The organism is Myxococcus sp. AM010 (assembly GCF_013372585.1).
GTDB classification, from domain to species: domain Bacteria; phylum Myxococcota; class Myxococcia; order Myxococcales; family Myxococcaceae; genus Myxococcus; species Myxococcus vastator.
Map to the genome: position 1 here is coordinate 37205 of NZ_JABXEO010000047.1, position 26692 is coordinate 63896.

At 70.8% G+C, this 26692-nt stretch carries 26 protein-coding genes; 13 read left to right on the top strand and 13 right to left on the bottom strand.

What is annotated here, in order from left to right:
- Positions 1-46: 46 nt before the first annotated feature.
- Together HV826_RS21355 and rsfS are read right to left on the bottom strand one after the other, a co-directional pair.
- Positions 47-511: a 23S rRNA (pseudouridine(1915)-N(3))-methyltransferase RlmH gene (locus HV826_RS21355; protein ID WP_176418866.1), complete on the bottom strand. Its 465-nt coding sequence runs from the start codon at positions 509-511 to the stop codon at positions 47-49.
- Between the two features lies 1 nt (position 512).
- On the bottom strand, positions 513-1070 hold the full coding sequence (rsfS, locus tag HV826_RS21360) for a ribosome silencing factor (protein ID WP_176418867.1): 558 nt from the start codon (positions 1068-1070) through the stop codon (positions 513-515).
- Here rsfS and HV826_RS21365 point away from each other — a divergent pair.
- On the top strand, positions 1069-1446 hold the full coding sequence (locus tag HV826_RS21365) for a lipopolysaccharide assembly protein LapB (protein WP_176418868.1): 378 nt from the start codon (positions 1069-1071) through the stop codon (positions 1444-1446). The genes rsfS and HV826_RS21365 overlap by 2 nt on opposite strands.
- Before the next feature lie 9 nt (positions 1447-1455).
- Here the strand turns inward: HV826_RS21365 and HV826_RS21370 are convergent, their stop codons facing one another.
- On the bottom strand, positions 1456-2520 hold the full coding sequence (locus tag HV826_RS21370) for a hypothetical protein (RefSeq protein ID WP_176418869.1): 1065 nt from the start codon (positions 2518-2520) through the stop codon (positions 1456-1458).
- A gap of 96 nt (positions 2521-2616) precedes the next feature.
- Here HV826_RS21370 and HV826_RS21375 point away from each other — a divergent pair, with 96 nt between their 5' ends.
- Positions 2617-3153, top strand: coding sequence for a hypothetical protein (locus tag HV826_RS21375; protein ID WP_176418870.1), 537 nt, complete (start codon positions 2617-2619; stop codon positions 3151-3153).
- Between the two features lie 23 nt (positions 3154-3176).
- On the opposite strand, the gene HV826_RS21380 is transcribed toward HV826_RS21375, so the two are convergent.
- Together HV826_RS21380 and HV826_RS21385 are read right to left on the bottom strand one after the other, a co-directional pair.
- Positions 3177-4223, bottom strand: coding sequence for a TetR family transcriptional regulator (locus HV826_RS21380; protein WP_255217338.1), 1047 nt, complete (start codon positions 4221-4223; stop codon positions 3177-3179).
- A 173-nt stretch (positions 4224-4396) separates the two neighbouring features.
- Positions 4397-5806, bottom strand: a complete 1410-nt coding sequence (locus HV826_RS21385; protein WP_176418872.1) for a sigma-54 dependent transcriptional regulator — start codon at positions 5804-5806, stop codon at positions 4397-4399.
- A gap of 162 nt (positions 5807-5968) precedes the next feature.
- Here HV826_RS21385 and HV826_RS21390 point away from each other — a divergent pair, with 162 nt between their 5' ends.
- The 3 genes from HV826_RS21390 (at position 5969) to HV826_RS21400 (ending at position 9492) form a co-directional block, all read left to right on the top strand.
- Positions 5969-6550: an NUDIX hydrolase gene (locus HV826_RS21390; protein ID WP_176418873.1), complete on the top strand. Its 582-nt coding sequence runs from the start codon at positions 5969-5971 to the stop codon at positions 6548-6550.
- A 209-nt stretch (positions 6551-6759) separates the two neighbouring features.
- Positions 6760-7503, top strand: a complete 744-nt coding sequence (locus tag HV826_RS21395) for a TenA family transcriptional regulator (protein WP_176418874.1) — start codon at positions 6760-6762, stop codon at positions 7501-7503.
- A 189-nt stretch (positions 7504-7692) separates the two neighbouring features.
- On the top strand, positions 7693-9492 hold the full coding sequence (locus HV826_RS21400) for a methyl-accepting chemotaxis protein (protein WP_176418875.1): 1800 nt from the start codon (positions 7693-7695) through the stop codon (positions 9490-9492).
- On the opposite strand, the gene HV826_RS21405 is transcribed toward HV826_RS21400, so the two are convergent.
- Positions 9476-10969: a HAMP domain-containing sensor histidine kinase gene (locus HV826_RS21405; RefSeq protein WP_176418876.1), complete on the bottom strand. Its 1494-nt coding sequence runs from the start codon at positions 10967-10969 to the stop codon at positions 9476-9478. The genes HV826_RS21400 and HV826_RS21405 overlap by 17 nt on opposite strands.
- Before the next feature lie 309 nt (positions 10970-11278).
- Between HV826_RS21405 and HV826_RS21410 the strand changes: the two genes are divergently transcribed.
- Complete coding sequence (locus HV826_RS21410; protein WP_176418877.1) at positions 11279-11830, top strand: dihydrofolate reductase family protein; 552 nt, start codon at positions 11279-11281, stop codon at positions 11828-11830.
- A gap of 154 nt (positions 11831-11984) precedes the next feature.
- On the opposite strand, the gene radA is transcribed toward HV826_RS21410, so the two are convergent.
- Positions 11985-13352, bottom strand: a complete 1368-nt coding sequence (radA, locus tag HV826_RS21415; protein WP_176418878.1) for a DNA repair protein RadA — start codon at positions 13350-13352, stop codon at positions 11985-11987.
- Between the two features lie 182 nt (positions 13353-13534).
- Between radA and HV826_RS21420 the strand changes: the two genes are divergently transcribed.
- The 6 genes from HV826_RS21420 (at position 13535) to HV826_RS21445 (ending at position 18418) form a co-directional block, all read left to right on the top strand.
- Positions 13535-13804: a GlsB/YeaQ/YmgE family stress response membrane protein gene (locus HV826_RS21420; protein WP_176409613.1), complete on the top strand. Its 270-nt coding sequence runs from the start codon at positions 13535-13537 to the stop codon at positions 13802-13804.
- Positions 13805-13944: 140 nt separating this feature from the next.
- Positions 13945-14985 (top strand): biotin synthase BioB, encoded by a 1041-nt coding sequence (bioB, locus tag HV826_RS21425; RefSeq protein WP_176418879.1) that lies wholly within the window; start codon positions 13945-13947, stop codon positions 14983-14985.
- Between the two features lie 7 nt (positions 14986-14992).
- Entirely contained in the window at positions 14993-16168 is a 1176-nt protein-coding gene (bioF, locus tag HV826_RS21430) for an 8-amino-7-oxononanoate synthase (protein ID WP_176409615.1), read from the top strand.
- Entirely contained in the window at positions 16161-16844 is a 684-nt protein-coding gene (gene bioD / locus HV826_RS21435) for a dethiobiotin synthase (RefSeq protein WP_176418880.1), read from the top strand. The genes bioF and bioD overlap by 8 nt, the downstream gene beginning before the upstream one ends.
- 132 nt (positions 16845-16976) lie before the next feature.
- Complete coding sequence (locus HV826_RS21440) at positions 16977-17255, top strand: hypothetical protein (protein WP_013935584.1); 279 nt, start codon at positions 16977-16979, stop codon at positions 17253-17255.
- A complete protein-coding gene (locus HV826_RS21445) occupies positions 17252-18418 on the top strand; it encodes a pyridoxal phosphate-dependent aminotransferase (RefSeq protein WP_176418881.1) in 1167 nt (388 codons plus the stop codon). The genes HV826_RS21440 and HV826_RS21445 overlap by 4 nt, the downstream gene beginning before the upstream one ends.
- Positions 18419-18430: 12 nt before the next feature.
- On the opposite strand, the gene HV826_RS21450 is transcribed toward HV826_RS21445, so the two are convergent.
- From HV826_RS21450 to HV826_RS21460, 3 genes are all read right to left on the bottom strand, one after another.
- The gene (locus tag HV826_RS21450; RefSeq protein ID WP_176418882.1) at positions 18431-19861 is read right to left on the bottom strand and encodes an ABC transporter substrate-binding protein; all 1431 of its coding nucleotides are present in this window, start codon (positions 19859-19861) and stop codon (positions 18431-18433) included.
- A complete protein-coding gene (locus tag HV826_RS21455) occupies positions 19861-20679 on the bottom strand; it encodes a tetratricopeptide repeat protein (RefSeq protein WP_176418883.1) in 819 nt (272 codons plus the stop codon). The genes HV826_RS21450 and HV826_RS21455 overlap by 1 nt, the downstream gene beginning before the upstream one ends.
- A 143-nt stretch (positions 20680-20822) precedes the next feature.
- Entirely contained in the window at positions 20823-22616 is a 1794-nt protein-coding gene (locus HV826_RS21460) for a phosphoenolpyruvate carboxykinase (GTP) (RefSeq protein ID WP_176418884.1), read from the bottom strand.
- Positions 22617-22826: 210 nt separating this feature from the next.
- On the opposite strand from HV826_RS21460, the gene HV826_RS21465 reads away from it, so the two are divergent.
- Positions 22827-24689, top strand: coding sequence for an SLC13 family permease (locus HV826_RS21465; protein WP_176418885.1), 1863 nt, complete (start codon positions 22827-22829; stop codon positions 24687-24689).
- 5 nt (positions 24690-24694) lie between these two features.
- On the opposite strand, the gene HV826_RS21470 is transcribed toward HV826_RS21465, so the two are convergent.
- From HV826_RS21470 to HV826_RS21480, 3 genes are all read right to left on the bottom strand, one after another.
- The gene (locus HV826_RS21470) at positions 24695-25318 is read right to left on the bottom strand and encodes a tRNA-(ms[2]io[6]A)-hydroxylase (RefSeq protein ID WP_176418886.1); all 624 of its coding nucleotides are present in this window, start codon (positions 25316-25318) and stop codon (positions 24695-24697) included.
- 28 nt (positions 25319-25346) lie between these two features.
- Positions 25347-26183, bottom strand: a complete 837-nt coding sequence (locus HV826_RS21475) for a GNAT family N-acetyltransferase (protein ID WP_176418887.1) — start codon at positions 26181-26183, stop codon at positions 25347-25349.
- Between the two features lie 40 nt (positions 26184-26223).
- Positions 26224-26692, bottom strand: a 469-nt coding sequence (locus HV826_RS21480) for an AgmX/PglI C-terminal domain-containing protein (RefSeq protein ID WP_176418888.1), incomplete at its 5' end; no start/stop codon positions are given.

Below are 26692 nucleotides of genomic sequence, written 5' to 3' on the forward strand. Positions count from 1 at the left end.
CTGCGCGCCACGCCTGACGGTGGCGCCGGGGCGCGTGCCCGGCCGCCTACTTGTGGTACGGCTCGCCCTTGAGGATGGTGAACGCGCGGTAGAGCTGCTCGATGAGCACCACGCGCGCCAGCCGGTGAGGCAGCGTCATCTTCGACAGGGACAGCGTGAGGTTCGCCGCGTCCCGAACGCGCGTGTCGAGCCCTTCGTCCCCGCCAATGACGAGCAGCAGGTCCTTGGCGCCTGTCTGCGCCTTGCCGACGTAGCGGCTCAGCTCGACGGAGTCGAGCAGCGCGCCGCGCTCGTCCAGGGCCACCAGCCAGTCCTGCGGCTTGCGCTTGGAGAGAATCGCCTCGGCCTCGGCGGCCTTCGCGTCGCCGGGCTTGAGCCGCTTGCCGCTGGCCTCCGCCAACTCCACCAACTCGAAGCGGGTGTAGTGACCCAGGCGCCGGGCGTACTCCTGGACCGCGGGCTCATACAGGCCCGAGCGGTCCTTGCCGATGGAGAGGAGCCGGACCTTCACCTCAGGCCAGCTTCTCCCGCGACGCGTCGGCCCAGAGGCCCTCCAGGTCGTAGTGCGCGCGCAGGTCCGTGAGGAACAGGTGCGCCACCACCTCGCCGTAGTCGAGCAGCACCCACTGGCCCGTCTCGAAGCCCTCGGTGCCGATGGGACGCAGGTTGCCTTCGCCCGTCTTGAGCTGCACCTGGACGTTCTCCGCCATGGCGCTCACCTGGCGGTCCGTCTCCGCGGAGGCGATGACGAAGTAGTCCGCGTAGGACGTCATCCCGCGCACGTCGAGGATGACGACGTCCTCCGCCTTCTTGTCCACCAGCAGGTGGCCGATGCGGTGCGCCAGCGCCTTGGCGGCCGGGTTCTCCGCGGGGCCCGCCTTCTGGGACGAGGCAACTGGGAGCTTCGCCTTCTTCTTCTTCGCGGGCGCCTTGGCGGGGGCCTTCGGCGCCGACTTCCTGGCGGCGGGGACCTTCTTCTTCGCGGGCGTCCTGCCCGATACCGTCTTCTTCCGGGCCGCCGGGGCCCGGGTGGTGGTCTTTTTCGCGGTCGTCTTCTTCTTCGTGGCCATGTGCGGCGCACCCTACCGCACCCTTGGCAACACGGAAGCGGTCCTCTATCTGCTGGTGTCCATGAGCGACGCCCGGCTGGAACAGTTCAAGAAGATGGTGGCGGACTTCCCGGACTCCCCCATGAGCCATTTCTCCCTCGGGAAGCTGTACCTGGAGCGGCGGCAGTACCCGGAGGCCGCCCACGCCCTGGAGTCCGCCGTCCGGTTGGACTCCACCTATGCGGCCGCCATGGTGGCCCTGGGGGACGCCTGGGCGGGGGCGGGGGAGCCCGACAAGGCGCGCGAGGTGCTGGGCCGGGCCCGGGAGCACGCCCTGTCCCAGGGGCACGCGGGCCTCGCCGAGGAAATCGACGAGCGCATCGCGGACCTTTCGTAGGCCGCGCCCTCAGTAGCGCCAGGTGAAGCCGGTGCTGAAGACCTGGCGCGTGTAGGTGAGCTCGTTGCGGGGCAGCCGGGTACTCCAGATGCCCCAGGACACCTCCACGTCCAGCGCCGCCGTCAGCGGCCGGGCCAGCTTCACCGAGAGCGAGTTCTGCCCCTCGTCCTCTTCCACCAGGATGATTTCCGGGGAGAGGTAGATGCCGTCCGGATATTGGATGACGCCCAGCGAGCCCTGCGCCAGCAGGGTCACCCGCCAGGGCAGCCGGACGCCGGCGTTGGCCGACACCCGGTGCCGGCGGATTGTCTCGCCGTAGCTGTTGGAGGAGACCTCCTGGAAGGCGTACGTCAGCCCCAGGGCCACCGGGCCCCGGTAGGTGTACGACGCTCCCGCCGTCAGGGCCCCGTCTTGACGGCGGCCGGGGAGGAGTCCCGAGCCGCCCCCCGTCCCCGGCGGGCGTGCCCGGGGCTGGGTGCCGAAGCGCCGGGAGTTCCAGTCGCCGAAGACGGACAGGTTGTGCCGGCGGTCGAAGCGGTAGCGGCCCAGCACACCCACCTCGGGGCCTCCGAAGTTGGCGGTGGGGTCCGGTCGGTACACGAAGCGCCGGGCGCCTGCCCGCACTCGCAGCGCCAGCCTGACGTCCGGTGCGTACTCCAGGAAGGCCGTGGCCCCCAGGTCCGAGTACGAGCGAGAGCCGCCCCGCCGGTCCTTCGCGTGGCCCTCCAGGCCGATTCCCAGCGCCGTGCCCACGGCGTGTGAGGCCTCCACCGCGCCCGACTGCACCAGCGTGTTCTCGTCCTGGTAGAGGACGTACAAACGCGTGCCCAGCTCGTAGCGGCCCACCAGCTGGGCACGCTCGAAGGCGCCGCGGCCCTCGGCGGAGCCCAGCAGGCTGAAGGCGAAGTCCCGCTCCGCGCTGGCGGTGAACGCGTCGGAGAAGTCCCGAGGCGCGTTGGTGTCCAGCAGCAGGCGGCCGGTGCCCCTCAGTGCGCCGTCCCACTCCGCCGCGGGCGCACGGCCGGCGGCGAGCATGGCGAGGACGAGCAGGAGCGGCGCGAAGGAGCGGACCACGGCGCGCGCACCATACCCCGTCGCAGGAGGGCAGGGGCGGCCGTCCGGGCGCTCCCACCGGTGACGCCGCCCCCGGCGGCCCGTTACATTGGGCCCATGCGCCTTGTGTCCTTTCTCGCGGTGGCCTGGCTGGGCCTGTCCGCCTGCGCCTCCTCCTCCTTCACCACCGAGGTGAAGGGGGAGTCGACCGTGCCCGCGGGCACGCCTGGCGTCGACACGCCCCTCAACGGCCTCCCCGCCATCAGCAGCTTCGCGGGGATGGACTTCGACAAGAACCAGGACTTCAAGAACCAGGGGATTCGCAAGAGCGAGGTGACGTCCGTCAAGGTGGAGTCCCTCACGCTCAAGGTCCTCAACCCCAATGACCAGGACCTCCGCTTCCTGGACTCAGTGGAGTTCTATGCCCGCGCGGGAGACCGGGAGGCGCGCATCGCGGCGCGCCAGGACGTGTCCGCGCTGGATTTGAGGCCGCCCAACCCCGTGCTGTCGCTGCGCGTGGACAACGTGGAGCTGCAGCCCTTCGTCTCCGCGCCGTCCATGAGCATCATCATCCGCGGCCGCGGCATCATGCCGGCGCGCGAGGTGCGGCTGCAGGCGGTGGTGAAGCTCCAGGTGGAGACCGGGCTCTTGTAGTCCGGTGCCGGGAGGCACGTCCCTCAGGGGGCGCCCAGCTCCTGCGCGCGCCGCTCCAGCTTCGTGGCGCGGCCTTCCAGTTCCCCGGCCAGCGTCTCCAGCCGCGCGGCCTCGGCCTCCAGCGCCGCCAGGTCCACGGGTCCACCCGCCGCCAGGTCCTGGGCGCGCGGCGTTTCAACCTGGGGCCGCCGGTCCGTGGCCCGGGCCGACAACGGCGTCGGATAAGGGGGGCGGCTCGGGTCGACGCCTTCATCGGGGCGTCCGCCCATGTTGGGAGGCGGCGCGTCGGAGCTGCCATCCTGGAAGGAAGGCGCACCGGGGCCGGGCACGGAGCGCTCCACCTGGATGCTCCGGTCGCTGCCCATGCGCAGCCGCAGCCGCCGGTCCTGGTCGTCGAACATCGACTCCTCGCCGAGGAAGTCGTTCATGCGGCGGTCCAGGTCGCGCTCCTCGCGCACCTCGGTGATGCGGCCGCGCAGCGCCTTCAGCCGCTCGCGCACCTTGTCCCGGGTGTCGCGGAGCGTGTCCGCCTGGGCCAGCAAATCCTCGGGGTCATCACCGCCCGCGGTGGCCTTGTCCAGCGAGGGCACCTGGGACGCGGGCAGGGCGGCGCGGATGGCTTCCCGCTCGGCGCGAACCGAGCGCACCGCCTCCAACAGCGTCTCCCGCTGCCCCCGGTCCGCCGTGCCTTCCCACGCCGCGAGCAGCCGCGACAGCTCGTCCGACAGCGCCGTGTGCAGGGCCAGGTGCGCGCGCTCCGCTTCGCCCTCCGCCGCGACGACGGCCTGCGCCAGTCCGGTGAGCTGCCCGCTCAGCTCCTGCGAGCGCCGCAGCGCGTCCTCCAGCTCCGTCCCCGCCATCAGCCGGCCCTGGCGCCGCGCCTTCAGCGTTTCGATGCGCGCCGCCAGCCCGTTGAGCTCGTCGCGCAGGCTCTGCTGCTGACCCCGCAGGGAGCGGGTCTCCGCGCGCGCCGACTGGGCCCGCCCCCGCATCGCTTCCAGCCCGGACGCGGCCTGACCGGGCATGGCCAGCAGCAGGCTCAGCAGGAGGGCGAGGGCGCGGAGATTCATCAACGACAGCCCCAGAGCAAGGTGGGTGCCAGCCTGCTTGCCCATCCCCGGGGTTCGCGGCCACTCGGCGCCCAACAATTCCGGACACCTGGCGCATCCAGGGGGACAGGGGCGGAGGTGGGATACCGGTGAAAAGTCATGGGGGGCGGGGACGGATGACAGATTTTCGAGGATCAGCGCTCCTCGGGCGGCGTTCCCTTGGGGAGGAAGCCGTACTTCTCCAGCTTGTAGTACAGCGCGGACGTCTTGATACCTAGCAGACGGGCCGTCTCCGTCTTCACGCCGCTGGCCTTCTCATAGGCCCGGGCGATGAGCTGGCGCTCCAAATCTTCCAGGATGTCGGGCAGGGGCCGGTCGCCCTGGAGCACTGGCAGGCCCGCCTCGACGCGCGGGGTGCCGCTGGCGGTGAGGTGTGAGGGCAGGTCCAGGTCGGTGAGCTGCTCGCCTTCGGCGAAGACGAGCGCCTGTTCGATGACGTTCTCCAGCTCGCGCACGTTGCCAGGCCACGCGTGGCGGGCCAGGGCCCGCAGCGCGCTGTCGTCCAGGCCCATGACGCGCCGGTTCACGCGCATGGCGTGCTTGGCCACGAAGTGCCGGGCCAGCAGGGCGATGTCCTCGGGCCGCTCGCGCAGGGGCGGCAGCACCACCGGAACGATGTGCAGGCGGTAGTAGAGGTCCTCGCGGAAGCGCCCGGCCTTCACCTCGGCCTGGAGGTCCCGGTGGGTGGCGCTCACCACGCGCACGTCCACCTTGAACGTGTCCTCTCCGCCGACGCGCTGGATTTCCTTCTCCTGGAGCACGCGCAGGAGCTTCGTCTGCACGGAGGCGGGAACCTCGCCAATCTCGTCCAGGAACAGCGTGCCGCCGTCGGCCAGCTCGAAGCGCCCCAGCTTGCGCTTCACCGCGCCGGTGAAGGCGCCGCGCTCATGGCCGAACAGCTCGCTCTCCAGCAGCGACTCCGCCAGCGCCGCGCAGTGCACGACGATGAAGGGGCCGTCTCGGCGCGGGGAGCGCTGGTGGAGCATGCGCGCCACCAGCTCCTTGCCGGTGCCGCTCTCTCCGCGCACCAGCACCGTGGCGTCGCTCTGCGCCACCTTGAGCACCTGGGACACCAGCCGCTGCATGGGCTCGCTGTCGCCCACCAGGCTGCCGTGCGTGAGGGCCGCGTCCGTGTCGTGTGCGGCGGTGCGCGCCGTGAGCCGCTCCACCTGCTTGCGCGTGGAGGCCAGCTCCAGCCCCTTGTCCACCTTGGCGCGCAGCACCTCGGGCGGGAAGGGCTTGGTGATGAAGTCGTAGGCGCCTTGCTGCATCGCCTGCACCGCGGTCTCGATGGTTCCGAAGGCCGTCACCACCATGACGACGGCGCCGGCATCCAGCGCCCTGAGCGAGCGGGTCACCTCGATGCCGTCCATGCCGTCCATCTTCAGGTCGGTGACGACCAGGTCGAACGGCGCCTTTCGGTAGGTGGCCAGTCCGTCCTGGCCGCTGCGCACCGCGGACACGGTGTGGCCCGCGCGGGTGAGGGTGACAGCCATCCCTTCACGCAGCGTGTCGTGGTCGTCGATGACGAGGATGCGCGCCATGGCGTGAGTCGATTCTCCCTGCAACCCGAGGCCGGCCGCCTCCTGGGGCCGCCGCATGAGAGCACATCCGGACCGGCTCGCTCCACCGGCTCAGCAGGTTGTCACACGCCACGGGCGTGCGAAGGTGCTGGCGCCGCCTGTCCGGGAGCAGTACGGGGAGGCATGGACTCCGAGGTTTCTTCCGCCACGTCCCTCCTGGCCCTGCTCGAGCGCCACGTCCCCGAGGACGTGAAGGAGCGCGAGGACCTGGAGCGCATGCGCCACTTCGCCCGCTCACTGGCGCGGCCCTTCTCCCGGGAGCAGCCGGAGGCTCACTTCACGGGCAGCGCGGTGGTGGTGGACCCAGCGGGCGCGCGCGTCGTCCTGTTGCATCACCGCAAGCTCCAGCGCTGGCTGCAGCCCGGAGGACACGCGGATGTCACGGACGCGGGCCACATGGAGGCCACGGCGCTGCGTGAAGCCCGTGAGGAGACGGGATGTCGCGTGTCCCTGCACCTGTCCGCGCCTCGGCCGCTGGACGTGGACATCCACACCATCCCCGCGCGCCGCGACGAGCCGGAGCACCACCACCTGGACGTGCGCTTCCTCGTGGTGGCGGAGGACCCCGACGCCCTGACGCATGACCCGGCGGAGTCCTTCGGCGTGCGGTGGCTCACCTGGGCCGAAGCCATGATGCACGCGGACGAGGCGCCCCTGCGCCGCATGCTGGAGAAGGCCCGGCGCGTGGTGGCCTCCGCGCCCTGAAGCGCTCGAAAGCGGAAGCGCGCAGGGCCTCGCGGTCAGGGGCTCTGTGGCTTCGCGGACCGAGCGCGCGCGCCCGCACCCGGATTTGAAACAAAATACGGAAAACACGGCCTGACTGCCTGAGGCGATTGCAACCATGCCGTCCTGCTTGGGCGGGTGAGGGAGGCCATGCCGGCCTGTCACCTGCCGGGAAGCCAGGAGCCGTGCCCATGTCGTCCGCCGCGCCGCACCGTTACAGCCCCCCTGTGCTCACGCCCACCGCGCACCCGCGCTGGTTGGAGTCGATGCTGGAGTCCCTGCGGGACGAGTGGAGCGCGGCCTGCTGGCCTCCGTTGTTCCGCGCGACGGCCGACGGCCAGCGCCCGCCGCTGCGTCACTGGCGGCGGGTGCTGGCCAACTTCTTCCTCATCGTCGAGTCCTTCCCCAAGTACATGGGCCTGTCACTGGCGAAGACGACCTACGGTCAGCGTCCCGGAGACGCGAGCGCCCGCCGCTGGCTGCTGCAGAACCTGGGCGTGGAGGCGAAGCACGCCGAGTGGTTCATCGACTGGATGCGCGGCATTGGCCTGGCGCCGGAAGACGTCTTCACCCAGCGCCCCTTGCCGGAGGTGCGGGCGCTGCACGAGTTCCTGCTCGACACCTGCGCGCACGGGACACTGGCCGAAGGCGTGGCCGCGTCCAACTGGGCGGTGGAGGGCATCACCGGTGTGTGGACGCGCGAGGTGGTGGAGCCCTTCCGCGCCTATGCCGTGGACGGCGCGCGCATCGACGCGCATTCGATGATGTGGCTCAAGGTGCACGCGCGTTATGACGACCAGCACCCGGAGGAGGCGCTGGAAATCATCAAGCTGTCCACCGACGTGGATTCTGGTGAGGCCTTCCGCGTCCAGGCCGCCGCCAGGAAGTCGCTGCGGATGTATGCCGCCGCGCTCCACGCGTGCTGCCCCGACTGAATCGCGCGACACCCACGCACAGGCCTCCGGTGTGTCTCCCGCGCACCTCGAGGCCCGGCGTGTGCTCGCGAGCCTCGTGCTTCACGCGCTCTGTCCGGAAGGCGGCAGCTTCCGGATGACCCGCCTGTCCGCTTCGCGTGGAGAGTGCCGTACTTGCGGGTGAGGACTTCCGGCTCGGTCCTCGGGGGGATGTGCCACATGAATGCCAAAGACAAGGTCATCCAGGAGTACCGGGGACGTGCGCTCAAGGTGTTCATGTTGTGGGTGCTGCCGGTGGCGCCCATCGCCGCGTATCTCAATGGCATGGCCATGGGTGTGGCGGGCGGGGCAGGCCTGATTGCGGTGGCGTGGGTGCTGCCGCCCATCATCGTGGGCCTGGGCATCGCCTATCCCGCGCTGGTGCTGCACGTGCTGGTGGACGGCGCGCTGCGGGAGCGGCCGGAGGATGCGCCCGGCGCGCGGTTGGAGCGAATCCTGCGCCTGCCGTGGCGCGCCGCGGTCGCATCCTCATGGGGCGCGTGGACGCTGGGGGGCCTCTGGTTCAGCCTCCACGTGTGCCTGTTGTGGAAGAAGGACTTGTCCCTGGTCGTGGTGGGCACGCTCATCGGCATCTGCTTTGGCGTGGTGTTGGGCTTTCCCATTGGCGTCACGCTGGAGCGGCTGCTGTTGCCGGTGGCGCTGGAGGAGCAGCGCAAGGACCCGACGCTGGCCCTCAAGGGCGGCGGCTTCTTCTGGCCACGGCAGGCCTGGTTCATGCCCGTCACCTTCATCGGCTCCAGCGTCTGCGCGCTGGTGCTGAGCGGGTGCGTGGTGCTGGTGAAGCTGCAAGGCGTCCGGGACGAGCTGCACCGGGCGCTGGTGGCGGAGGGCGCGCACGGTTCGGCGGAGACGCTGATGGGCATGGGCGGGCTGCTGGCGGCGGAGCTGGCCTTCGGGTTGGCCTGGGTGGGTGGGCTGCTGGCGATTCCCGCTGTCACCACCTGGATGCTGGCGCGTCGCCAGGCGCACGCGGCGGGCACGGTGGGCGTGGCCATCGAGGCACTGTCCGCCGGGCGCGTCGTCTCACCCGCCTGGGTGTCCACGGATGAGATGGGGGACTTGTCGGCTGGCATGAACGCGGTGCTCATCCGCCTGCGGCAATTGCCCCTGTCGCTCAATGCCTCCGCCACGCGGCTGAGCGGCGCGGGGCGCCACCTGCGAGACTCGCAGGATGAGCACCAGCAGAGCCTGGTCCGTCAGGCGTCCGCGCTGCACGAGGCGCAGATGACGTCGGAGGAAATCAGACGCACGTCGCTGATGGCCGTCGAGCGGGCGGAGGAGGTGCTCCAGGTGGCCCGCCGCTCGGAGGCCCTGGGACAGCAGGGCGAGGCCGCCGTGGAGCGGAGCCTCAACGGCCTGACGGACATCCGCCGCGTGGTGGACGGCATCCAGGAGCGGCTGATTCGGCTGGCCCAGAGCACCACGCAGATTGGCGAAATCACCGAGTCGGTGAAGGACCTGGCGGACCAGTCCCACCTGCTGGCAATCAACGCGGCCATCGAAGCGGCGCGCTCGGGCGAGCAGGGGCGTGGCTTCGCGGTGGTGGCCCGCGAGATTCGCGGCTTGTCGGACCAGTCCATCCAGGCCACGCGGCGCATCCGCGGCATCCTCCAGGACATCAGCACCGGCATCCGCGACGCGGCGAAGATGGGCGAGGCCGGCGTGCAGACCATCGGCACGGGGCTGGACCAGATGCGGGCGTCGGGGGACTCGCTGCGGGAGCTGTCTCGCATCGCCCAGGAGAACTCCACCGCGGCCCGGCAGATTGCCGCCGCGGTGACGCAGCAGGATGCCGGCTTCACGCAAATCTTCGACGCCATCGCGGACCTGTCGCAGCTCATGGACGCCACGCTGAAGCGGCTGGAGTCCACGCAGGAGGCCACCGACACGCTGGGCGTTGTCTCGGACGAGGTGGCGCGGATGGCGCGGCAGTTCAACGCGGCGGGGTGACGGGAGCGCCGTGGCCCGGCGTCCCACCCAGCGGCAGCGTGAGGATGAAGCGCGTGTCTCCAGGCGCGGAGTCCAGCCGCAGCGCGCCGCCGTGCGCGAGCGCGATCTTGCGCGCCAGTGGCAGGCCCAGGCCGGTGCCCTTCTCGCGCGTGGTGAAGAAGGGCTCGAAGATGCGGTCGCGCTCCGTGCCGGGCACGCCGGGGCCCGTGTCGCGGACCTGGATGGTGTAGTGGCCGCCGCTGGACGCGCCGGACACCTGCACACGTCCGCCCGGGGGCGAGGCCTGCACCGCGTTCTTCACCAGGTTGACCAGCGCCGCGGTGAGCAGGCTGCCGTCGGCTTCCAGCACCGCTGGGGTAGCGTCGATGTCCACCGCGACGTCGCGGGCGGTGGCCTCGGCGGCCATCAGCTCGCAGGCGATGGAGAGCAGGGCCGGCGCCTCCACGGGCGCGCGGGCCAGGGGCTGCTCGCGGGCGAAGGCGAGGAAGTCCTCGACGATGCGCTGGAGGTAGGCGACCTCGCGTTGGATGCGCTCCACGTGCGCGCCCGCGTCGGCGTGGGCGCCGGCCTGGAGGTCCTCCTTCAAGATTCCGGAGAAGAGGGCGATGCCGCCAATGGGGTTGCGCACCTCGTGGGCCACACCCGCGAGCATCATCTTCAGCTGTCGGTCCCGGCTCTCCAGGGCGCCTCGCATGTCCTCCAGCTCGCGCGCGAGGACGCCGATCTCCAGCGTGGGCTCCGGTGGCACCGGGGTCGTCAGGTCGCCCCGACCGATGCGCAGCGCGGACGCCATCAACCGCCGCAGCGGCCGGGCCAGCCCGCGCGCCGTCACCACCGCGATGACGGCGAGCACGGCCAACACCACCGCGCCCATGACGGCGTAGGTGCGCGACAGCTGCTGCAGGGGGCCGAAGAAGGCGGCGCTGCCCTCCACGCCCACGGCGCCCACCACGCGGCCCTCGTACAGGATGGGCGCATACCCCGTCTTGTAGAGCCGCCCGTCCGAGCCGGTGAAGAGCACCTGGCTGGCGGCGCGCTCCCCGGCGAAGACGCGGGTGAGCTCCAGCCTGTCGCGCGCCAACTCCGGCATCTCCGCGCCCACTGGCAGCCCGCCCCCGACGTCCACGCGCATCCGCCCCTGCGTGTCCACGGCGTAGACGCGGCGCACGCCGCTGGCCTCCGCGATGTTCTCGAAGGTGCGGACGAAGTTGCGCCACGTGCGGGTGCTCGCCACGTCGTCGCCGGGCTCGATGGTCAGCAGCCGCTCGCCATGGACCTGGGTGGCGGTGGCGGCGGCGATGCCGCTCAGGCTGGTGCCCAGCTCCTCTTCCAGGATGACGCGCGCGAGCTGGTAGACGGCGGTGCCCGCCACCGCGACGAAGAGCAGGGTAGGCACGAGGAACGCCACCAGCAGCCGCGCGGAGAGCGAGCCCAGCGCGTCACGCCATCGCGAAGTGTGTGCGGCACCGTGAGGCATGTCCGGGGCGGGACTCTAGTCGAGCCTCGTCTCCCACGCGGGGATGGTGCTTTCGCCCCGCTGCCTGCCTGGACGGGGGTTGCCGAGGGCGTCGTCGTGTGCGTAACTTATGCGTGGCGCCTCACGGCGCTGTCCCATGACCTCCGCTCGCTAACCCAGGCTTCCGTGATTGCCCTTGCCGCTCCGGCCGATGTGCCGTGGCGTTGACGTGGGCTGTTGTCCGGATGCGTGGGTCCCCGCTGTGTCTCCCAGTCGTCTCACTGAACCCGAATGACCGGCGCCTTTTCGCGCGCGGCATGGAGAACACGTATGCGAAAGCTCAAGTACCACGTTGCCACCAGCGTCGACGGTTTCATCGCCCACGAGGACGATACCTACGGCGCCTTCATGCAGGACCGCCTCATCCAGGACAGCGAGCACGTCGCGGACTACGTCGCGTCGCTGGCGACCTATGCGACGGCGCTCATGGGCCGGCGCACCTACGAGGTCGGCCTCAAGGTGGGGGTGACGGACCCGTACCCGAAGATGGACACCTACGTCTTCAGCCGCACGATGAAGGAGCGCCCGGACCCGCGCGTGACGCTGGTGTCGGACGACGCGGTGGGCGAGGTCCGGCGTTTGAAGTCGCGGGAGGGCGGTGACATCTACCTGGCTGGCGGTGGCGTGTTCGCCGGCCTGTTGCTCGCCGAGGGGCTGGTCGACGAGGTCCTGCTCAAGGTGAACCCGCTGATACTCGGCTCGGGCATCCTCCTGACGTCCTCGCTGCGGCAGGTGGTGGACCTGGAGCTGAAGTCCACCAAGGTCTACGCCAACGGCGTCGTGCTGCTGCGCTACGCCGTGATGCCCCGGTCGAAGGCCTAGCTCGGGGCAGCTCGGGAGGGAGCGTGTCCGTGTGGCTTGGACGCGCTCCCTCGCGTGGGTTGCCCGTCTGGCGGTTACTGGAGGGAGGCGGCCTTCACCGCGTCCCAGCGGTACGTGCCCGACGCGGAGCGCTGCTGAATCTTCGCGGCCCCGCTCAATCAAACATCGCGACCAGCGCCTCGCCGAGCGTCTCCACGCCGACCACCTTCATCTTCGGGCCCGCGTCCTCCAGCCGCCGCGCGCTGCCGGCGGGCATCACCACGCGCTGGAAGCCCATCTTCGCGGCCTCCGCCAGCCGGGGCTCCACCTGGCCCACCGCGCGCACCTCTCCCGCGAGGCCCACTTCACCGAGCACCAGCGTCTTCGGATCCAACGGCCGGTTCTGGAGGCTGCTCACCAGCGCCGCGCAAACGGCGAGGTCACACGCCGGCTCCGTGAGCTGCATGCCGCCCGCCACGTTGACGAACAAGTCGCAGCCTACCAGCGGAATCTCTTCCTTCTTCTCCAGCACCGCCGCCAGCAGCGCCACGCGGTTGCCGTCCACGCCAATCGCCGTGCGCCGCGCGGTGCCGTAGCCCGTGGGGGCCACCAGCGCCTGCACCTCCACCAGCAGCGGCCGCGTGCCATTCAGCGTGCTCGTCACCACGCTGCCGGACTTGCCCACCGGCCGCTCCGACAGGAAGAGGGCGGACGGGTCCGACACCTCCACCAGCCCCGCGCCCTTCATCTCGAAGACGCCAATTTCGTTCGTGGAGCCGAAGCGGTTCTTGTGCGCGCGCAGGATTCGGAACGGGTGGCCACGCTCGCCCTCGAAGTAGAGGACCGTGTCCACCATGTGCTCCAGCACGCGCGGGCCCGCGATGGAGCCTTCCTTCGTCACGTGGCCCACCAGGAACGTGGGCACCCCCGTGCGCTTCGCATAAGCCATCAGCCGGCCCGCCACCTCGCGCACCTGGGTGATGCTGCCGGGCGCGTTGCCCAGCTCCGGCAGGTACATGGTCTGGATGGAGTCCACCACCAGCGCCTGGGGCTTCAACGCCTCCGTCGCCGTCAGCACCCGCTCCGCGTCCGTCTCCGCGAACAGGTGGATGGCATCTCCCTCCACCCGGAGCCGCTCGGCGCGCATCTTCGTCTGCCGCAGGCTCTCTTCACCGGAGACGTAGAGCACCGGTCCGTGCCGCGCCAGCCGGTCCAACGCCGCCAGCAGCAGCGTGGACTTGCCGATGCCCGGGTCGCCACCCAGCAGCACGAGGGAGCCACTCACCACGCCGCCGCCCAGCACGCGGTCGAACTCGGCGATGCCTGTGCGCCGGCGCGTCTCCGTCTCGCCGCTCACTTCCTTGAGCAACATGGGCCGCGCCGCGCCGCCCGAGGCGCCCCAGGCCGGACGTCGTTCATCCGCCTTCGGGTCCGTCTCCTCCAGCAGGGAGCTCCACGCGCCACAGTCCGGGCACTTCCCCAGCCACTTCGCCGCTTTGTAGCCACACGCCTGACAGGTGTAGTGCGTCTTCGCCTTCGCCATGGGTTGGGTGAATAGCGCGGAACCCTGACGTTTTTGCGGCCTTACAGGCAGGCACGACCGCAGAGCAGGCAGGCACCATGTCAAGCCCCTCGCGGCAAGTTGTACGGAGGGGAGGGGCAACCCAGGTTTGCTCCCAGGTGGGCGTCGCACCCTGCGTCGCTAAACAAGCAAGGGAGGTAGTCATGGGGATTATCGCGTTTCTGGTCATTGGTCTTCTCGCGGGTCTGATTGCCCGCGCGCTCATGCCGGGCAACCAGTCGATGGGGCTCATCGCCACCACGCTGCTGGGTATCGCCGGCTCCTTCGTGGGCGGGTTCGTCGCATCGCTCTTCCGCAGTGACGGCAACGTCTTCGACCTGCACCCGACGGGCCTCCTGTTCTCCGTCCTGGGCGCACTCCTGGTGCTGTTCCTGGTGGGCCTGGCCGGCAGGGGGCGCCGCGTCCACGTCTAGCGCCGCGCGTCCGCTGACGCGCTGAGCCCCTCCCGAGGGGCGCGGGACCCTGGAAAGTCGTCAACCTGGCTGCTCGCGGGCGTTGACAACTTTCCGGGGTCCACGCACGTTCGGGCCCTCATCTGTCCGTAGAGGAGCCCATGCCCGACACCGCCACTGTCTCCCGCGAGAGCGAGTTTTCCGGTCACGCCCACGTCGCCGCGCCACCTCCGTCTGGCGTGGACGTGCGCCATGACTGGTCGCTGTCCGAGGTGCGGGCCCTCTATGAGCTCCCCTTGCTGGACCTGGTGCACCAGGCCCAGACGGTCCACCGGGCGGTGTTCGTGGACAACAAGGTCCAGCTCTGTTCGCTGCTGTCCATCAAGACGGGTGGCTGCCCGGAGGACTGCTCGTACTGTCCGCAGGCGGCTCGCTACAAGACGGGCGTCAAGGCGGAGAAGTTGATGGCCGTTCCGGACGTGCTGGATGCCGCGTCCAAGGCCCGCGCCGCCGGAGCCACCCGTTTCTGCATGGGCGCCGCGTGGCGCGAGGTGAAGGACGGTCCGCAGTTCGACAGCGTGCTGGAGATGGTGCGCGGCGTGCGCGCGCTGGGCATGGAGGCGTGCGCCACCCTGGGCATGCTCTCCGAGAGCCAGGCGAAGCGCCTGCGCGAGGCCGGCCTGTCCGCGTACAACCACAACCTGGACACGTCGCCCGAGCACTACGGCGACATCATCTCCACCCGCACCTATGAAGACCGGCTGCGCACGCTCAACCGCGTGCGCGACGCCGGCATCTCCGTGTGCTGCGGCGGCATCATTGGCATGGGCGAGTCGGTGGAGGACCGCTGCAACCTGCTGCGCACCCTGGCCAACCAGGAGCACCATCCGGAGTCGGTGCCCATCAACGCGCTGGTGGCCGTGGAGGGCACGCCGCTGCAGGAGCAGCAGCGCGTGGAGACGGTGGACATGGTGCGCACCATCGCCACCGCGCGCATCCTGATGCCCCAGTCCATGGTGCGCCTGTCCGCGGGCCGACAGCAGATGAATGAAGAGGCGCAGCTCTTGTGCATGATGGCGGGCGCCAACTCGCTCTTCTTCGGCGAGAAGCTGCTCACCACCGGCAACCCCGAGTACACCCAGGACATGGCCCTGCTGGAGAAGGCGGGCATCCGCCCCCTGGAGCCGCGTCAGGAAGGCTGAGCCCATCGTGAGTGATGAAGCCGTCGCGGCGGCGTGGGCCCGGGAGGACCTGGAGGCCCTGTCCGAGCGCGACCTGCGCCGGTACCTGGAGCCCCTGGATTCTCCTCAGGGGCCCGTGGTGCGCGTGGGGGGCGAGACGCTCGTCAACTTCGCGTCCAATGACTACCTGGGGCTGGCCGCGTCGCCCACCGTGCGCGCCGCGGCGCTGGCCGCCGTGGAGCGCTACGGCGTGGGCACCGGCGCCAGCCGGCTGGTGGTGGGGGACACCGCCGCGCATCACCGGCTGGAGGCGCGGCTGGCCGCCTTCGAGCGCGCCGAGGCCGTGCGCCTGTTCAACAGCGGCTACGCGGCCAACACCGGCATCATCCCCGCGCTGGTGGGGCCCGAGGACGCCGTCTTCTCCGATGCCCTCAACCACGCCTCGCTCGTGGATGGCTGCCGCCTGTCCCGCGCCCGCGTCCGCGTCTATCCACACGCGGACGTGGAGGCGCTGGGGCGCGCCCTGGCGGAGACGCCCGCGCGCCGCAAGCTGGTGGTGACGGACACCGTCTTCTCCATGGACGGGGACGTGGCCCCGCTGCGCGACCTCGTCGCCGCGTGCCGGGCCCACGGCGCGGCGTTGATGGTGGATGAAGCGCATGCCACCGGCGTGCTGGGCGCCCGCGGCGCCGGCCTCTGCGACGAGCTGGGGTTGGAGAACGAGGTGGACCTGCGCATGGGCACGCTGAGCAAGGCGCTGGGTGGCATGGGCGCGTACGTGGCCACCTCTCGCGCGGTGGCGGACCTGCTGGTGTCCCGCGCGCGGCCCTTCGTCTTCTCCACCGCGCTGCCCGCGCACCTGTGCGCCGCCGCCGAGGCCGCCGTGGACGCCGTGGAGGGCGACCCGGACCTGCGCGAGCGGCTGTGGCGCAACATCCGCCGCTTCGCGGACGGACTGCGCGGCCTGGGCGTGCGCGCCGAGCCGCGCAGCGCCGTGTTCCCCATCATCCTCGGCGAGCCCGAGCGGGCCCTGGACGCCGCGCGCCGCCTGCGCGAGGCCGGCGTGCTGGTGAAGGCCATCCGCCCGCCCACCGTCCCCGAGGGCACCAGCCGCCTGCGCTTCTGCCTGTCCGCTGCCCACACGGTGGGCCACGTGGACCTGGCGCTGGAGGCGCTGCGCACCGTGGGAGTCCGTCGTGGCTGAGCGTGACAAGCCGTTCCAGATTTTCGTGACGGGCACGGACACCGGCGTGGGGAAGACGCAGGCGTCGTGCGCGCTCCTGTCGCTGCTGGCGGACGCGGGGCTGCGGCCCCAGGGCTTCAAGCCCTACGAGAGCGGCTGCGCGTCCCTGCGCGCGCCCGCGGACGCGCTCGCCCTGCGCGCGGCGGCGGGCAGCTCGCTGCGCGTGGACGAGGTGTGTCCCCACCGCTTCCGCCTGCCCGTGGCGCCGGGCGTGGCCGCCAGCCGCCTGGGGCGCGAGCCCGACTGGGACGTCACGCTGGCCGCGTGGCGGCGGCTGCGCGGGGGCAACGCCGTGGTGGAGGGGGCAGGGGGCCTGTTCGTGCCGCTGGACTCGAAGCACGACGTCATCGACCTCATCGCCACGTTGCGACTGCCCGTGCTGCTGGTGGCGCGCGCGGGCCTGGGCACGCTCAATCACACCGCCTTGTCACTCCAGGCGCTGGCCGCGCGCCGCATCCCCGTGCGAGCCGTGCTGCTGTCGCGCGGGACGTCCGCGAAGGATGTCTCGGAGCGCGACAACCGGCGGCTCCTGGAGGCGCGCCACGGCGTCCCGGTGCTGGGACCGGTGCCCTTTCTTGCCGACGCGCGGCGCCGCCATGCCGCGTTCCGCCGCGCGCTCCGGCCGCTGCTGCCCTGAACGCGCGGAGGCCGGAAATTCGGCCTCCGGCGCGTTTCCGTTCCAGGGCCAGTGCTACAGGTCGCGCAAGTTTTCGGGACATGCGGCCGTGAAATGGACGTGCCGTTTTTTCCGCGCGAGAACGCCTCACGAATGGCGGACATCATCGATCTCACGTTCCTCGCGGACGTCCGGCGGCTCTACAAGAAGCTCATCGACCAGAGGGGGCTCTCTTACTTCCTGCAAAAGGAAGGGCCTCGGCTCTTTCACATCGAGCCCTCCAAGGTCGAGCTCGTGCTCCGGACCGCGCTGCGCGCGCGCGACCCTCAACTTCCCCGGCCTCATGACAAGGCCATCGAGCACTGCCGCAAGGAGGTTCGCCGCGACCTGATTCGTCGTGTCGCGAACGCCATGCTGCAAACGGGCCTGTGAGCCGCTTCTCCGCGCGGACGGACTTCGCACGGACCCCCAACCCGTTGGCACTGGCGCTCGAAAGGCACCGCGCCAGCGGCCGCCCCCTGCGGGACCTCACGGAGTCCAACCCCACGCGGGTGGGGCTGCCCCTGCCGGACGCGGCGCTCCTGGCCCCCGAGGACGCCTTCGCCTACGAGCCCGAGTCCCTGGGGCTCGCCTCCGCGCGACACGCGCTGGTGGCGGACTTCGCGGCCCGAGGCGCCTCCGTCTCCGAAGCACACCTGCTGCTGACCTCCAGCACCAGTGAAGCCTACGGCTGGCTCTTCAAGCTCCTGTGCGAGCCAGGGGACAACGTCCTCGTCCCGGCCCCGTGCTACCCCCTGTTCGAGCACCTCGCGCGTCTGGAGGGCGTCCAGACGCGCTCCTACGCCTTGCCCCGCGCGCATGGCTTCGGCCTGGACGCGGGGCGGGTGGCGGAGTCCTGCGACGCGCGCACCCGCGCGGTGCTGGTGGTGAACCCCGGCAACCCCACCGGCCACTTCCTGCACGAAGGCGAGCTGGCGGCGCTGGCGGACGTGTGCGCGCGCCGCCGACTGGCGCTCGTCTGCGATGAGGTCTTCGCGCCCTTCGCCTGGGCCTCGGCGCCCGGGCGCGTGGCCACCGTGGCGGGGCGCGCGCTGCCGATGCTGACCTTCGCGCTGGGCGGCCTCTCCAAGTCCGCGGGGCAGCCCGGCCTCAAGCTGGCGTGGACGCACGTGGGCGGGCCCGCGGCCCTCCGTGACGAGGCGCTGGCCCGGCTGGACTGGGTGGGGGACACGTACATGCCCGTGGGCACGCCCGTGCAGCGGGCCCTGCCAGCGCTCCTGGCCCACGCGCCGCGCTTCCAGGCGGCGGTGCTGGAGCGGGTGCGGGGCAACCGGCAGCGCCTGCTCAATGCCCGGGCTCGCGACGCCCGCTGGGACGTGGTGCCGGCGGAGGGCGGGTGGAGCGCGGTGGTGCGGATTCCCAGGGCGCCCGGCGAGGAGGCCACCTGCCTGGCGCTACTGGACGCGGGCGTGCGGGTGCAGCCGGGCTACTTCTACGACTTCGGCGGCGGCGCCTTCCTCGTGCTGTCGCTGCTGCCCCAGCCCGAGGAGTTCGCCGCCGCCGTCGAGGTGCTCGCGCGGACGCTGGGGCCCTGAGGCCCCTTCACCTCAGTCCACGGGCGGGGCGATGAGCTGCACCGTCACGAACTCGCCGGCCTGTACGCGGAACAGCTCGTACTCGGACGGGGCCTCGCCGTCGGCGTTGAAGTCGAGGTTGCCGCTGGCGCCCGTCACGTTGATGACCGTGCCGTTGCGGATGGCCGCCCGGGCCCCCGCGAAGCCCTCCGTGCCCAGGTTGTACGCCTGGACGGAGGCGCCCTCGGGCGGCGTCACCAGCGCCAGGCCGTCCGCGATGCGCGTGCCGGTGATGGGCAGCGGGGTGTTGACGTCGGGGCCCGCGGCGTACGCGGCGCCGAGCGCCACCAGGTACATGGCGTCATACGCGTGCGCGGTGAAGGAGTACTGGCCCGGGTCCGTCTGGTTGTTGGCGGAGCGGAAGCGCTGCGCGAACAACTGGTAGACGAGGTCCGGACGGGCCTGCGCGGGCGACGTGCCGTAGGCGCCCTCCACCAGGTTCGTGTTGGCGCCCAGCGCGGTGAAGAGGCCGCGGTCCTTGCCGGCGTCGGTGAAGAACCACCGCTGGCTGGTCCGGCCCGCGGTGGCCGTCTGGTTGATGATGCGCGCGTTGTCCTCGGAGAAGCCGATGAGGACCTCGACATCCGGCTGGTCGGTGGTGATGTGCTGCACCACGCTGCTGATGTCGGTGCCGTTGCGGCTGTACTGGGCGGACGTCACGGTCCGCTGGGTGGCGTCGATGCGGCCCAGCGTCACGCCGAAGAGGCCCTGTCCGTAGGCGTCATTCACGTAGCTGATGCCGACCTTGGAGACGCTGTCGTAGAGCGGGGCCCCGTTCACGAGGATGTCGCCCTGGAGCAGGTCGCCGATGATGCGCCCCTGCACCGCATCGGACGGCGCCGTCCGCCACACCAGGCCCGCGCTGGTGCCAATCGTGTCGTTGATGGCGGCGATGTCGGGGCTGGTGCCGCTGTACGTAATCATCAGCACCCCGTTGGCCACGGTGTGCGTGGCGACGGCGAGCGCCTGGGCGCTGCTGGAGGTGAAGATCATCGGCACCTGGCGCTCGCGAATCAGCCACTGCGCCTGCTCGGCGGCGCGGTTCGGCTCCGAGCGCGTGTCGCAGATGTGGAGGACGAAGGGCCGGCCGTTGACGCCCTCGCGCTGATTGATTTCGTCGAGCGCCAGCTTGATGGCGTTGAGCGCCTGCACCTCGGACTCGTCCGGGCCGTCGGAGGTGCTCAGCGGCACCGCGGCGCCCAGGGGAATGGCGTTGGCCGAGGAGGTCGGGCCGTAGACCTCTCCACAGCCCTCCGGCTGCGGCAGGCAGTAGCCGGCGGTGCACACCTGCGCGGTTTCGCAGTCCGAGGACGTCTCACACTCAGTCAGTCCCCCGGCGGCGGTGAAGCTGCACCCGGCCATCAGCAGGGTGCTTCCCGTCATCATCAGTCTCAGCGCGCGCATCAGAAGCTCACCGCCATTCCCGCTCCGGCGCCCTGGGGCGCCATCGTGACTCGCACTTCCCCCGCGGCCGGGGGGCCTTCCTTCGGGTAGAGGACGATGGCGGTGATGACCCCCGCCAGGCCCACGCCGAAGCCGATGTCCGCCAGCAGCGCGCGGCTGCGCGTCTTGTCGGCGAACTCCTCCTTGGACGGCACGTTGGTGGCGCTGTCGAACTGCTCCCGCGCGTCACGCGCCTGCATGCCGAAGAGCACGCCCGCAACGACTCCCGCCGCGCCCACGCCGGCCGAGGCGAAGGCGCCAATGCGCTGGCGCTTGTAGGACGTCAGCGCGCGCTGCAGCTCGGCCTCCTGCTGGCGCCGGTTCTCCTCCTCGGCGCGGCGGGCCGCGAGCTGCTCCTCTTCCGCCTGCCGGCGCGCGGCGTCCGCTTCGTCCTGGAGCCGCTGGCGCTCGGCGTTGGACGCGGCCGTGGCCTGGTCTTCCTTCTCGATGAGGACCCGCAGCCGGTCGATGCTGCGCGCGCTGCGCTTGAGCAGCGTGGAGTCCGTGCCGTCGGTGGCGCCCACGTACTGCTGGTACCAGCTCACCGCCTCGCGCAGGTCGCCCGCGTTCTCCAGGGAGATGGCGATGTTGTAGATGAGCCGCGGGTGGGGCTGGGCTTCATGCGCCTTCTTCAGCGCCTCCGCCGCCTCGCGGTACTTGCCTGCCTGGTACAGGCGCTCACCCTCCTTGATGAGGGCCGCTGCACTCTTCCCCCGCTGTGCGAACGCCACCGGAGGCGCCAGCGCGAGAATCACCGACAACACGAAAGCCAGTCTCATGACCTGAGAGCCTAGCGCGGAGCTCCGGGAAGGTCGAAGTGCTGACTTTTACTTCCTGTGAAAAACGCAAGGGCCGCCCCCGCGCTCCGTGCGAGCGGGAAGCGGCCCCGAGGTGTTTCAGGCTGCTACAGGCGGGCGGGGGCTCAGTGGTCCAGGCGCGCCATCAGCAGCTTGCGCTGGAGCATCAGCGCGTCCGGCGCCTTGGTGCCGAGCTGCTCGAAGAAGACCTCCTGGCTCTTGAGCTCGGACTTCCACTCGTCCTCCTTGATGGACGTGACTTCCGTCACCACGTCGGAGGCCAGGTCCAGGCCCTTGAGGTTGAGGCCCTCGTCGGCGCGGGGCACCCAGCCCAGCAGCGTCTCCTGGGTGGGGACGCGGCCGTGGACGCGGTTCACGATCCACTCCAGCACGCGCATGTTCTCACCGAAGCCCGGCCACATGAACTTGCCGCTCTTGTCCTGGCGGAACCAGTTGACCTGGAAGATCTTGGGCAGCTGGGCGATGTGCTTCTGCATGTCCAGCCAGTGCTGGAGGTAGTCCCCCATGTGGTAGCCGCAGAAGGGCAGCATGGCCATGGGGTCGCGGCGCACGACGCCGACCTTGCCGGTGGCCGCGGCCGTCGTCTCACTGCCCATGGTGGCGCCCAGGAACACGCCGTGGGTCCAGTTGAAGGCCTGAAGCACCAGCGGGACGGTGTTGGAGCGGCGGCCGCCGAAGATGAGCGCGGAGATGGGCACGCCCGTCGGGTCATTGGCCTTGGGGCTCAGCGCCGGGTTGTTGGACATGGGCGCGGTGAAGCGGCTGTTGGGGTGCGCCGCCTTCTCCGTGCTGCCCTTCTTCCAGGGGCGGCCCTGCCAGTCGGTGAGCTCGTCGGGGACCTCGCCGTCCTTGCCCTCCCACCACACGTCGCCGTCCGCCGTCAGCGCCACGTTGGTGAAGATGGTGTCCTTGGCGATGGACTCCATCGCGTTGGGGTTCGTCTTGTAGTTGGTGCCGGGCACCACGCCGAAGTAGCCGGCCTCCGGGTTGATGGCGTACAGGCGGCCATCCGGACCGGGGTGCATCCACGCGATGTCGTCGCCGACCGTCTCGATCTTCCAGCCCTTGTACTCAGGGGGCGGAATCATCATCGCGAAGTTCGTCTTGCCACACGCGGACGGGAAGGCGGCGGCGACGTAGGTCGTCTCACCCTTGGGGCTGGTGACGCCCAGGATGAGCATGTGCTCGGCCATCCAGCCTTCCTCGCGGCCCAGGTAGCTGCCGATGCGCAGCGCGAGGCACTTCTTGCCCAGCAGCACGTTGCCGCCGTAGCCGGAGCCGAAGCTCCAGATGGTGTTGTCCTGGGGGAAGTGGCAGATGTAGCGGCGGTCGGGGTCCACGTCGCCGGTGCTGTGCAGGCCGCGGTTGAAGTCGTCGCTGTCACCCAGCATGTCCAGCGCCTGCTTCCCCATGCGCGCCATGATGCGCATGTTCAGCACGACGTAGATGCTGTCGGTGATTTCCACGCCCAGCTTGGTGAAGGGGCTGCCGATGGGGCCCATGGCGTAGGGCACCACGTACATGGTGCGGCCCTTCATGCACCCGGAGAACAGGTTGCCCAGCTTGGTGTAGGCCGCCTCGGGCTCCATCCAGTTGTTCGTCGGGCCGGCGTCCGTCTTGTTCGGCGTACAGATGAACGTGAGGTGCTCCACGCGCGCCACGTCGTTCGGGTTGGAGCGGTGGAGGTAGCTGTTGGGGCGCTTCTCCGGGTTCAGCGGGATGAGGATGCCCTCCTTCACCGCCTGGTCCGTCAGCCGCTTCTTCTCCGCCTCGGACCCGTCACACCAGACGATGCGGTCCGGCTGGGTCATCTCGGCCATCTTGGCCACCCAGGCGAGGAGCGTGGGGTTTTTCGTGGGGGCCTGCTGGCCCTCCGCCGCAACTTGCGTCGAAGCCATGGATTCGTCCTTGTGGTTCATGTCTGGAGACAGGCCCCAAACGTTCTGGAAGGGGGGCACAAATGCAACCCGCGACCGCCTCCCCACCTTGGTACCGAACAGGCCGCTCCTAATTCCACTTATCAGCGTCCGGGCATCCAGAAGTAAACGGCGCACTGCGCCACGACACTCGCCATATCAGCGCGGCGAATACAGCTTGGGGCGGGCCTTATGACCATCGCCATCGTCCTGGGTGTTGTCGTCGTCGCGTTGGTGCTGTTCTCGTTCGACACGCTTCCCATCGAGGTCAGCTCGCTCGTGGTGGTGTGCCTGCTGGCGCTCACGGGCGTGCTCTCGCCGGCGCAGGCGTTCGAGGGGTTCAGCAACGACACCGTCATCTTCATCTTCACGCTGCTCGCGATGACGCAGGGGCTCGCCTCGACGGGCGTGGTCCAGTTGGTGGGCCAACGGCTGGCCTTCTTCGCCCGCTTCGGCCATCAGACGTTCGTCATGGCGATGATGGTGGCGGTGGCCGTCTTCTCCTCTGTCATCTCCAACACGGTGACGACGGCGGCCTTCCTGCCGGTGGCCATTGGCGCCGCCCAGCGCGCCAAGGTGCCCAAGAGCAAGGTGCTGCTGCCGCTGGCCTACGCCTCCATGCTGGGCGGCATGGTGTTCCTCTACGGCACCTCCACCAACCTGGTGATGTCCGCCGCGATGCAGCGGCAGGGCATGCCGGGCATCGGCGTGACGGAGCTGGCGCCGGTGGGGTTTCCGCTGGCCATCATCGGCATCCTCGGGGTGGTGCTGCTGGCGCCGTGGCTGCTGCCCGCGCGCGAGGGGCACGGCGCCATGGAGGACTGGACGCTGCGCGACTACCTCACGGAGGCGGTGCTGCCGCCGGACTCGCGCTACGTGGGCAAGGAGCTGGGGGACATCTCCGAGGGGCTGGGGCTGCGCGTCATCGGCATCATCCGCGACGGCGAGGCCCTGTCCGCGGTGCCGGGTTACCGGCTGCGCGGCGACGAGCGGCTGCTCATCGAAGGCAACCGCGAGACGATTCTGCGGGTGAAGGACCTGCGCGGCATCGAAATCCGCCCGGACGTGCGGCTGTCCGACGAGGAGCTGCGCGTGAAGGACACCCTCCTCATCGAGGCCAGCGTGCCGCCCGGCAGTCCGCTGGTGGGGCGCAGCCTGAAGGAGACGCTCTTCGTGGAGCGCTACGGCATGGTGGCGCTGGCCCTGCACCGCAAGCCCGCCATCCAGCGCGTCACCAAGCTCCAGCTCCTGGGCCGCACCTTCGGGGAGCGCTCGCTGTCCATGCTGCCGCTGTCGGTGGGAGACGTGCTGCTGCTGCGCGGCGCGCGAGACAGGGTGGACGAGCTGGCGCGCGGCGGCAACCTGACGGTGCTCAGCGGCCACGAGTACCAGCCCCCGCGCTACGGCAAGGCGCTGCTGGCGGTGGTGCTGTTCCTGGGCGCGCTGGCGGCGGGCTCGCTGGGCGTGGTGCCGCTGTCGGTGGCGGGCCTCACCGGCATGTTGCTGATGATTGCCACCGGCTGCGTGGACCCGCGCACCGCGTTCCGCGTGGACTGGCGCGTGGTGCTGCTCATCGGCTCCATGATGGCGCTGGGGCTGGCCATGGAGGTGAGCGGCGCGGGCGCGTTCGTGGGAGATAGGGTGGCGGCGCTGGGCGCGTATGGCGGCCCGCGCACGGTGATGGTGCTGCTGATGGTGCTGACCATCGTCCTGTCCGCGCCCATGAGCAACCAGGCCGCGGCGCTGGTGGTGCTGCCGGTGGCCATCAACGCCGCGCAGCAGCTCGGCGTGGACGCGCGGCCCTTCGCCATGGCGGTGACGCTGGCGGCCAGTTGTTCGTTCATCACCCCGCTGGAGCCCAGCTGCGTGCTCGTGTACGGCCCGGGGCACTACCGCTTCACCGACTTCTTCCGGCTGGGCACCCCGCTCACCGCGGGGCTGGTCCTCCTGCTCACGGTGGCCGTGCCCTGGGCGTGGCCGCTGGAGAAGGGCGCCTCGCCGGCGCCGGTGGCGCCTCGGCCGGCCGTGGGCCTGCGGGCGCCCCCGGGGCCGTGACGGCTTCAGTGGATGGCGGCGCGCAGGCCCACGTCGGTGATGACCTGGGCCTCGCGCTCCAGCATCCACTCCAGCCGCGCCTTCACGCTGGCTTCGTCGCCTTCGGACGCGGTGACGGCCAGCCGGTAGAAGAGGGACTGGTGGCCGTCCTCGGACTGGGCCAGCTCGCCGTAGAAGCGCGCCAGGGCCGGGTCGGTGAGGCCTTCGGCCAGCAGGGACAGGCGCTCGCAGGAGCGGGCCTCGATGACGGCGGCCACCAGCAGCCTGTCCATGCGGCGCTCGGCGGCGGGCGTGCGAATCAGCTTCTGCAGGCCCTGCGCGTAGGGGTCCCCCGCGTCCTTCGTCAGCGTGAGGCCGCGCGCCGCCATCAGGTCCAACACGCGGGCCAGGTGGGCGCTCTCCTCGCGCGCCAGCCGCGCCATCTGCGAGGGCAGGCCCGGCAGGTCCGGGTAGGCCTGGAGCATGGAGAGGGCGTTGGCCGCGGCCTTCTTCTCGCAGTGGGCATGGTCCACCAGCACCTCGTCGAACCGCTCGAGCGCCAGGGGCAGCCAGCGCGCGTCGGTGGCGGCGTGGAGGATGACGGGGCCCTCTCCAGAGAGGGGACGGCGGGAAGGCGTGGGACGGCTCATGCGGGCGCGGACTGTACGCGGCCGGTGGCTACTCCACCAGGACGAGCCGCCACGTCCGTCCGGCCAGGTAGCCGACCTGGCGGGCGATGCGGGCGGTGCTCTCGTCCCGCTCGTCGATGCGCAGGGTCAGCCGCGGCAGCGAGGACAGCAGGTGGCGGGAAATCTGGCCCAGGCACAGCAGGGCGTGGCCCTTCTTGCGCTCCGACGGCAGCGTGTAGAGGCCCTCCAGCTCCGCGCCGTACTGGGAGCGGCTGCCGATATCCACCTTGAACACCAGCGCGCCGTTCTCCTCCAGCACGTAGGTGCGGCGCTGGCGCACGCGCTGGATGACGCGGGCCTCGTAGCCGCGCGGGTCCTCGGCCAGCGGGTCGCGTTCGTGCACCTCGCGCACGTAGCCCTGGGCCAGCGGCAGCAGCCGGGGCAGGTCCTCTTCCTTCGCCAGCCGCAAGAGCGGGTTGGTGAAGGGGCCCAGGTCGTCCGCGGACACGCTGAACAGCCGCTGCGTGCGCGACAGGCGCGGCTTGCCCGGCGCCAGGCTGCGCAGCAGCGCGTCCACCGACGCCTTGTCCCCCACCGTGGAGCGCAGCTTCAGGCGCGAGGCCAGCGCGTCCGCGATGACGCTGGTGGCGCCCGAGTCGCTCGCGCTGGGCACCACCAGCCCGCCGTCGCCGCCCACGAACACGGCGGCGGTGAGGACCTGGCTGTCGAAGCGTCCGTAGAAGGCGAAGGGCACCCTGCCACGGGGGGCGATGCCGAACTCCTCCAGCAACCCCAGCAGGTAGAGGTTGTGGACCGGGTCCTTCGACAGCAGCCCCCGAAGGGCTTCCGCGTCATGGGAACCAAGCTGTTCGACGGTCACGGGCATGAAGGGTCGGGGGCTCCGGCACCTTACGCAAAACCCGGCCCTACCGGCCAGTCTCCCCGGGGACGCGGAACTCGAAGGGGTAGACGACCGTCGCCTTTCCTCCGCCGAAGGGCGCCGGGAAGCGGACGTCCAGCAGCGAGTCCAGCGCGCACGCCTGCACGAAGGGGTCCGGAATGGTGCTGGACACCAGCTCGCCCGCGTTCATCACCCCGCCCTCGTTGCCTGCCTCCACGGTGAAGCGCAGTTTCACGGTCTGCGGGCCCCGGTTGCGTTGTGCCGCGTCCTCGAAACATTGCTGCACGAGCGGAGTCACCGCCTGGATGGCGGCGCGGATGTCGTCGGCGTGGATGCGGCCGGTGGTGGCTTCGACCACGGGCTCCACCTCCACCACGCGCCGCGGGTCCCCCGAGGCCGCGGGCGGCGCGGGCACCTCGCTCCTCGCGGACGGGAAGCTGGGAGGTGGCAGCACCGGCGGGGGCGTGGTGCTGGGCGGGGACAGGCCGGGCGTG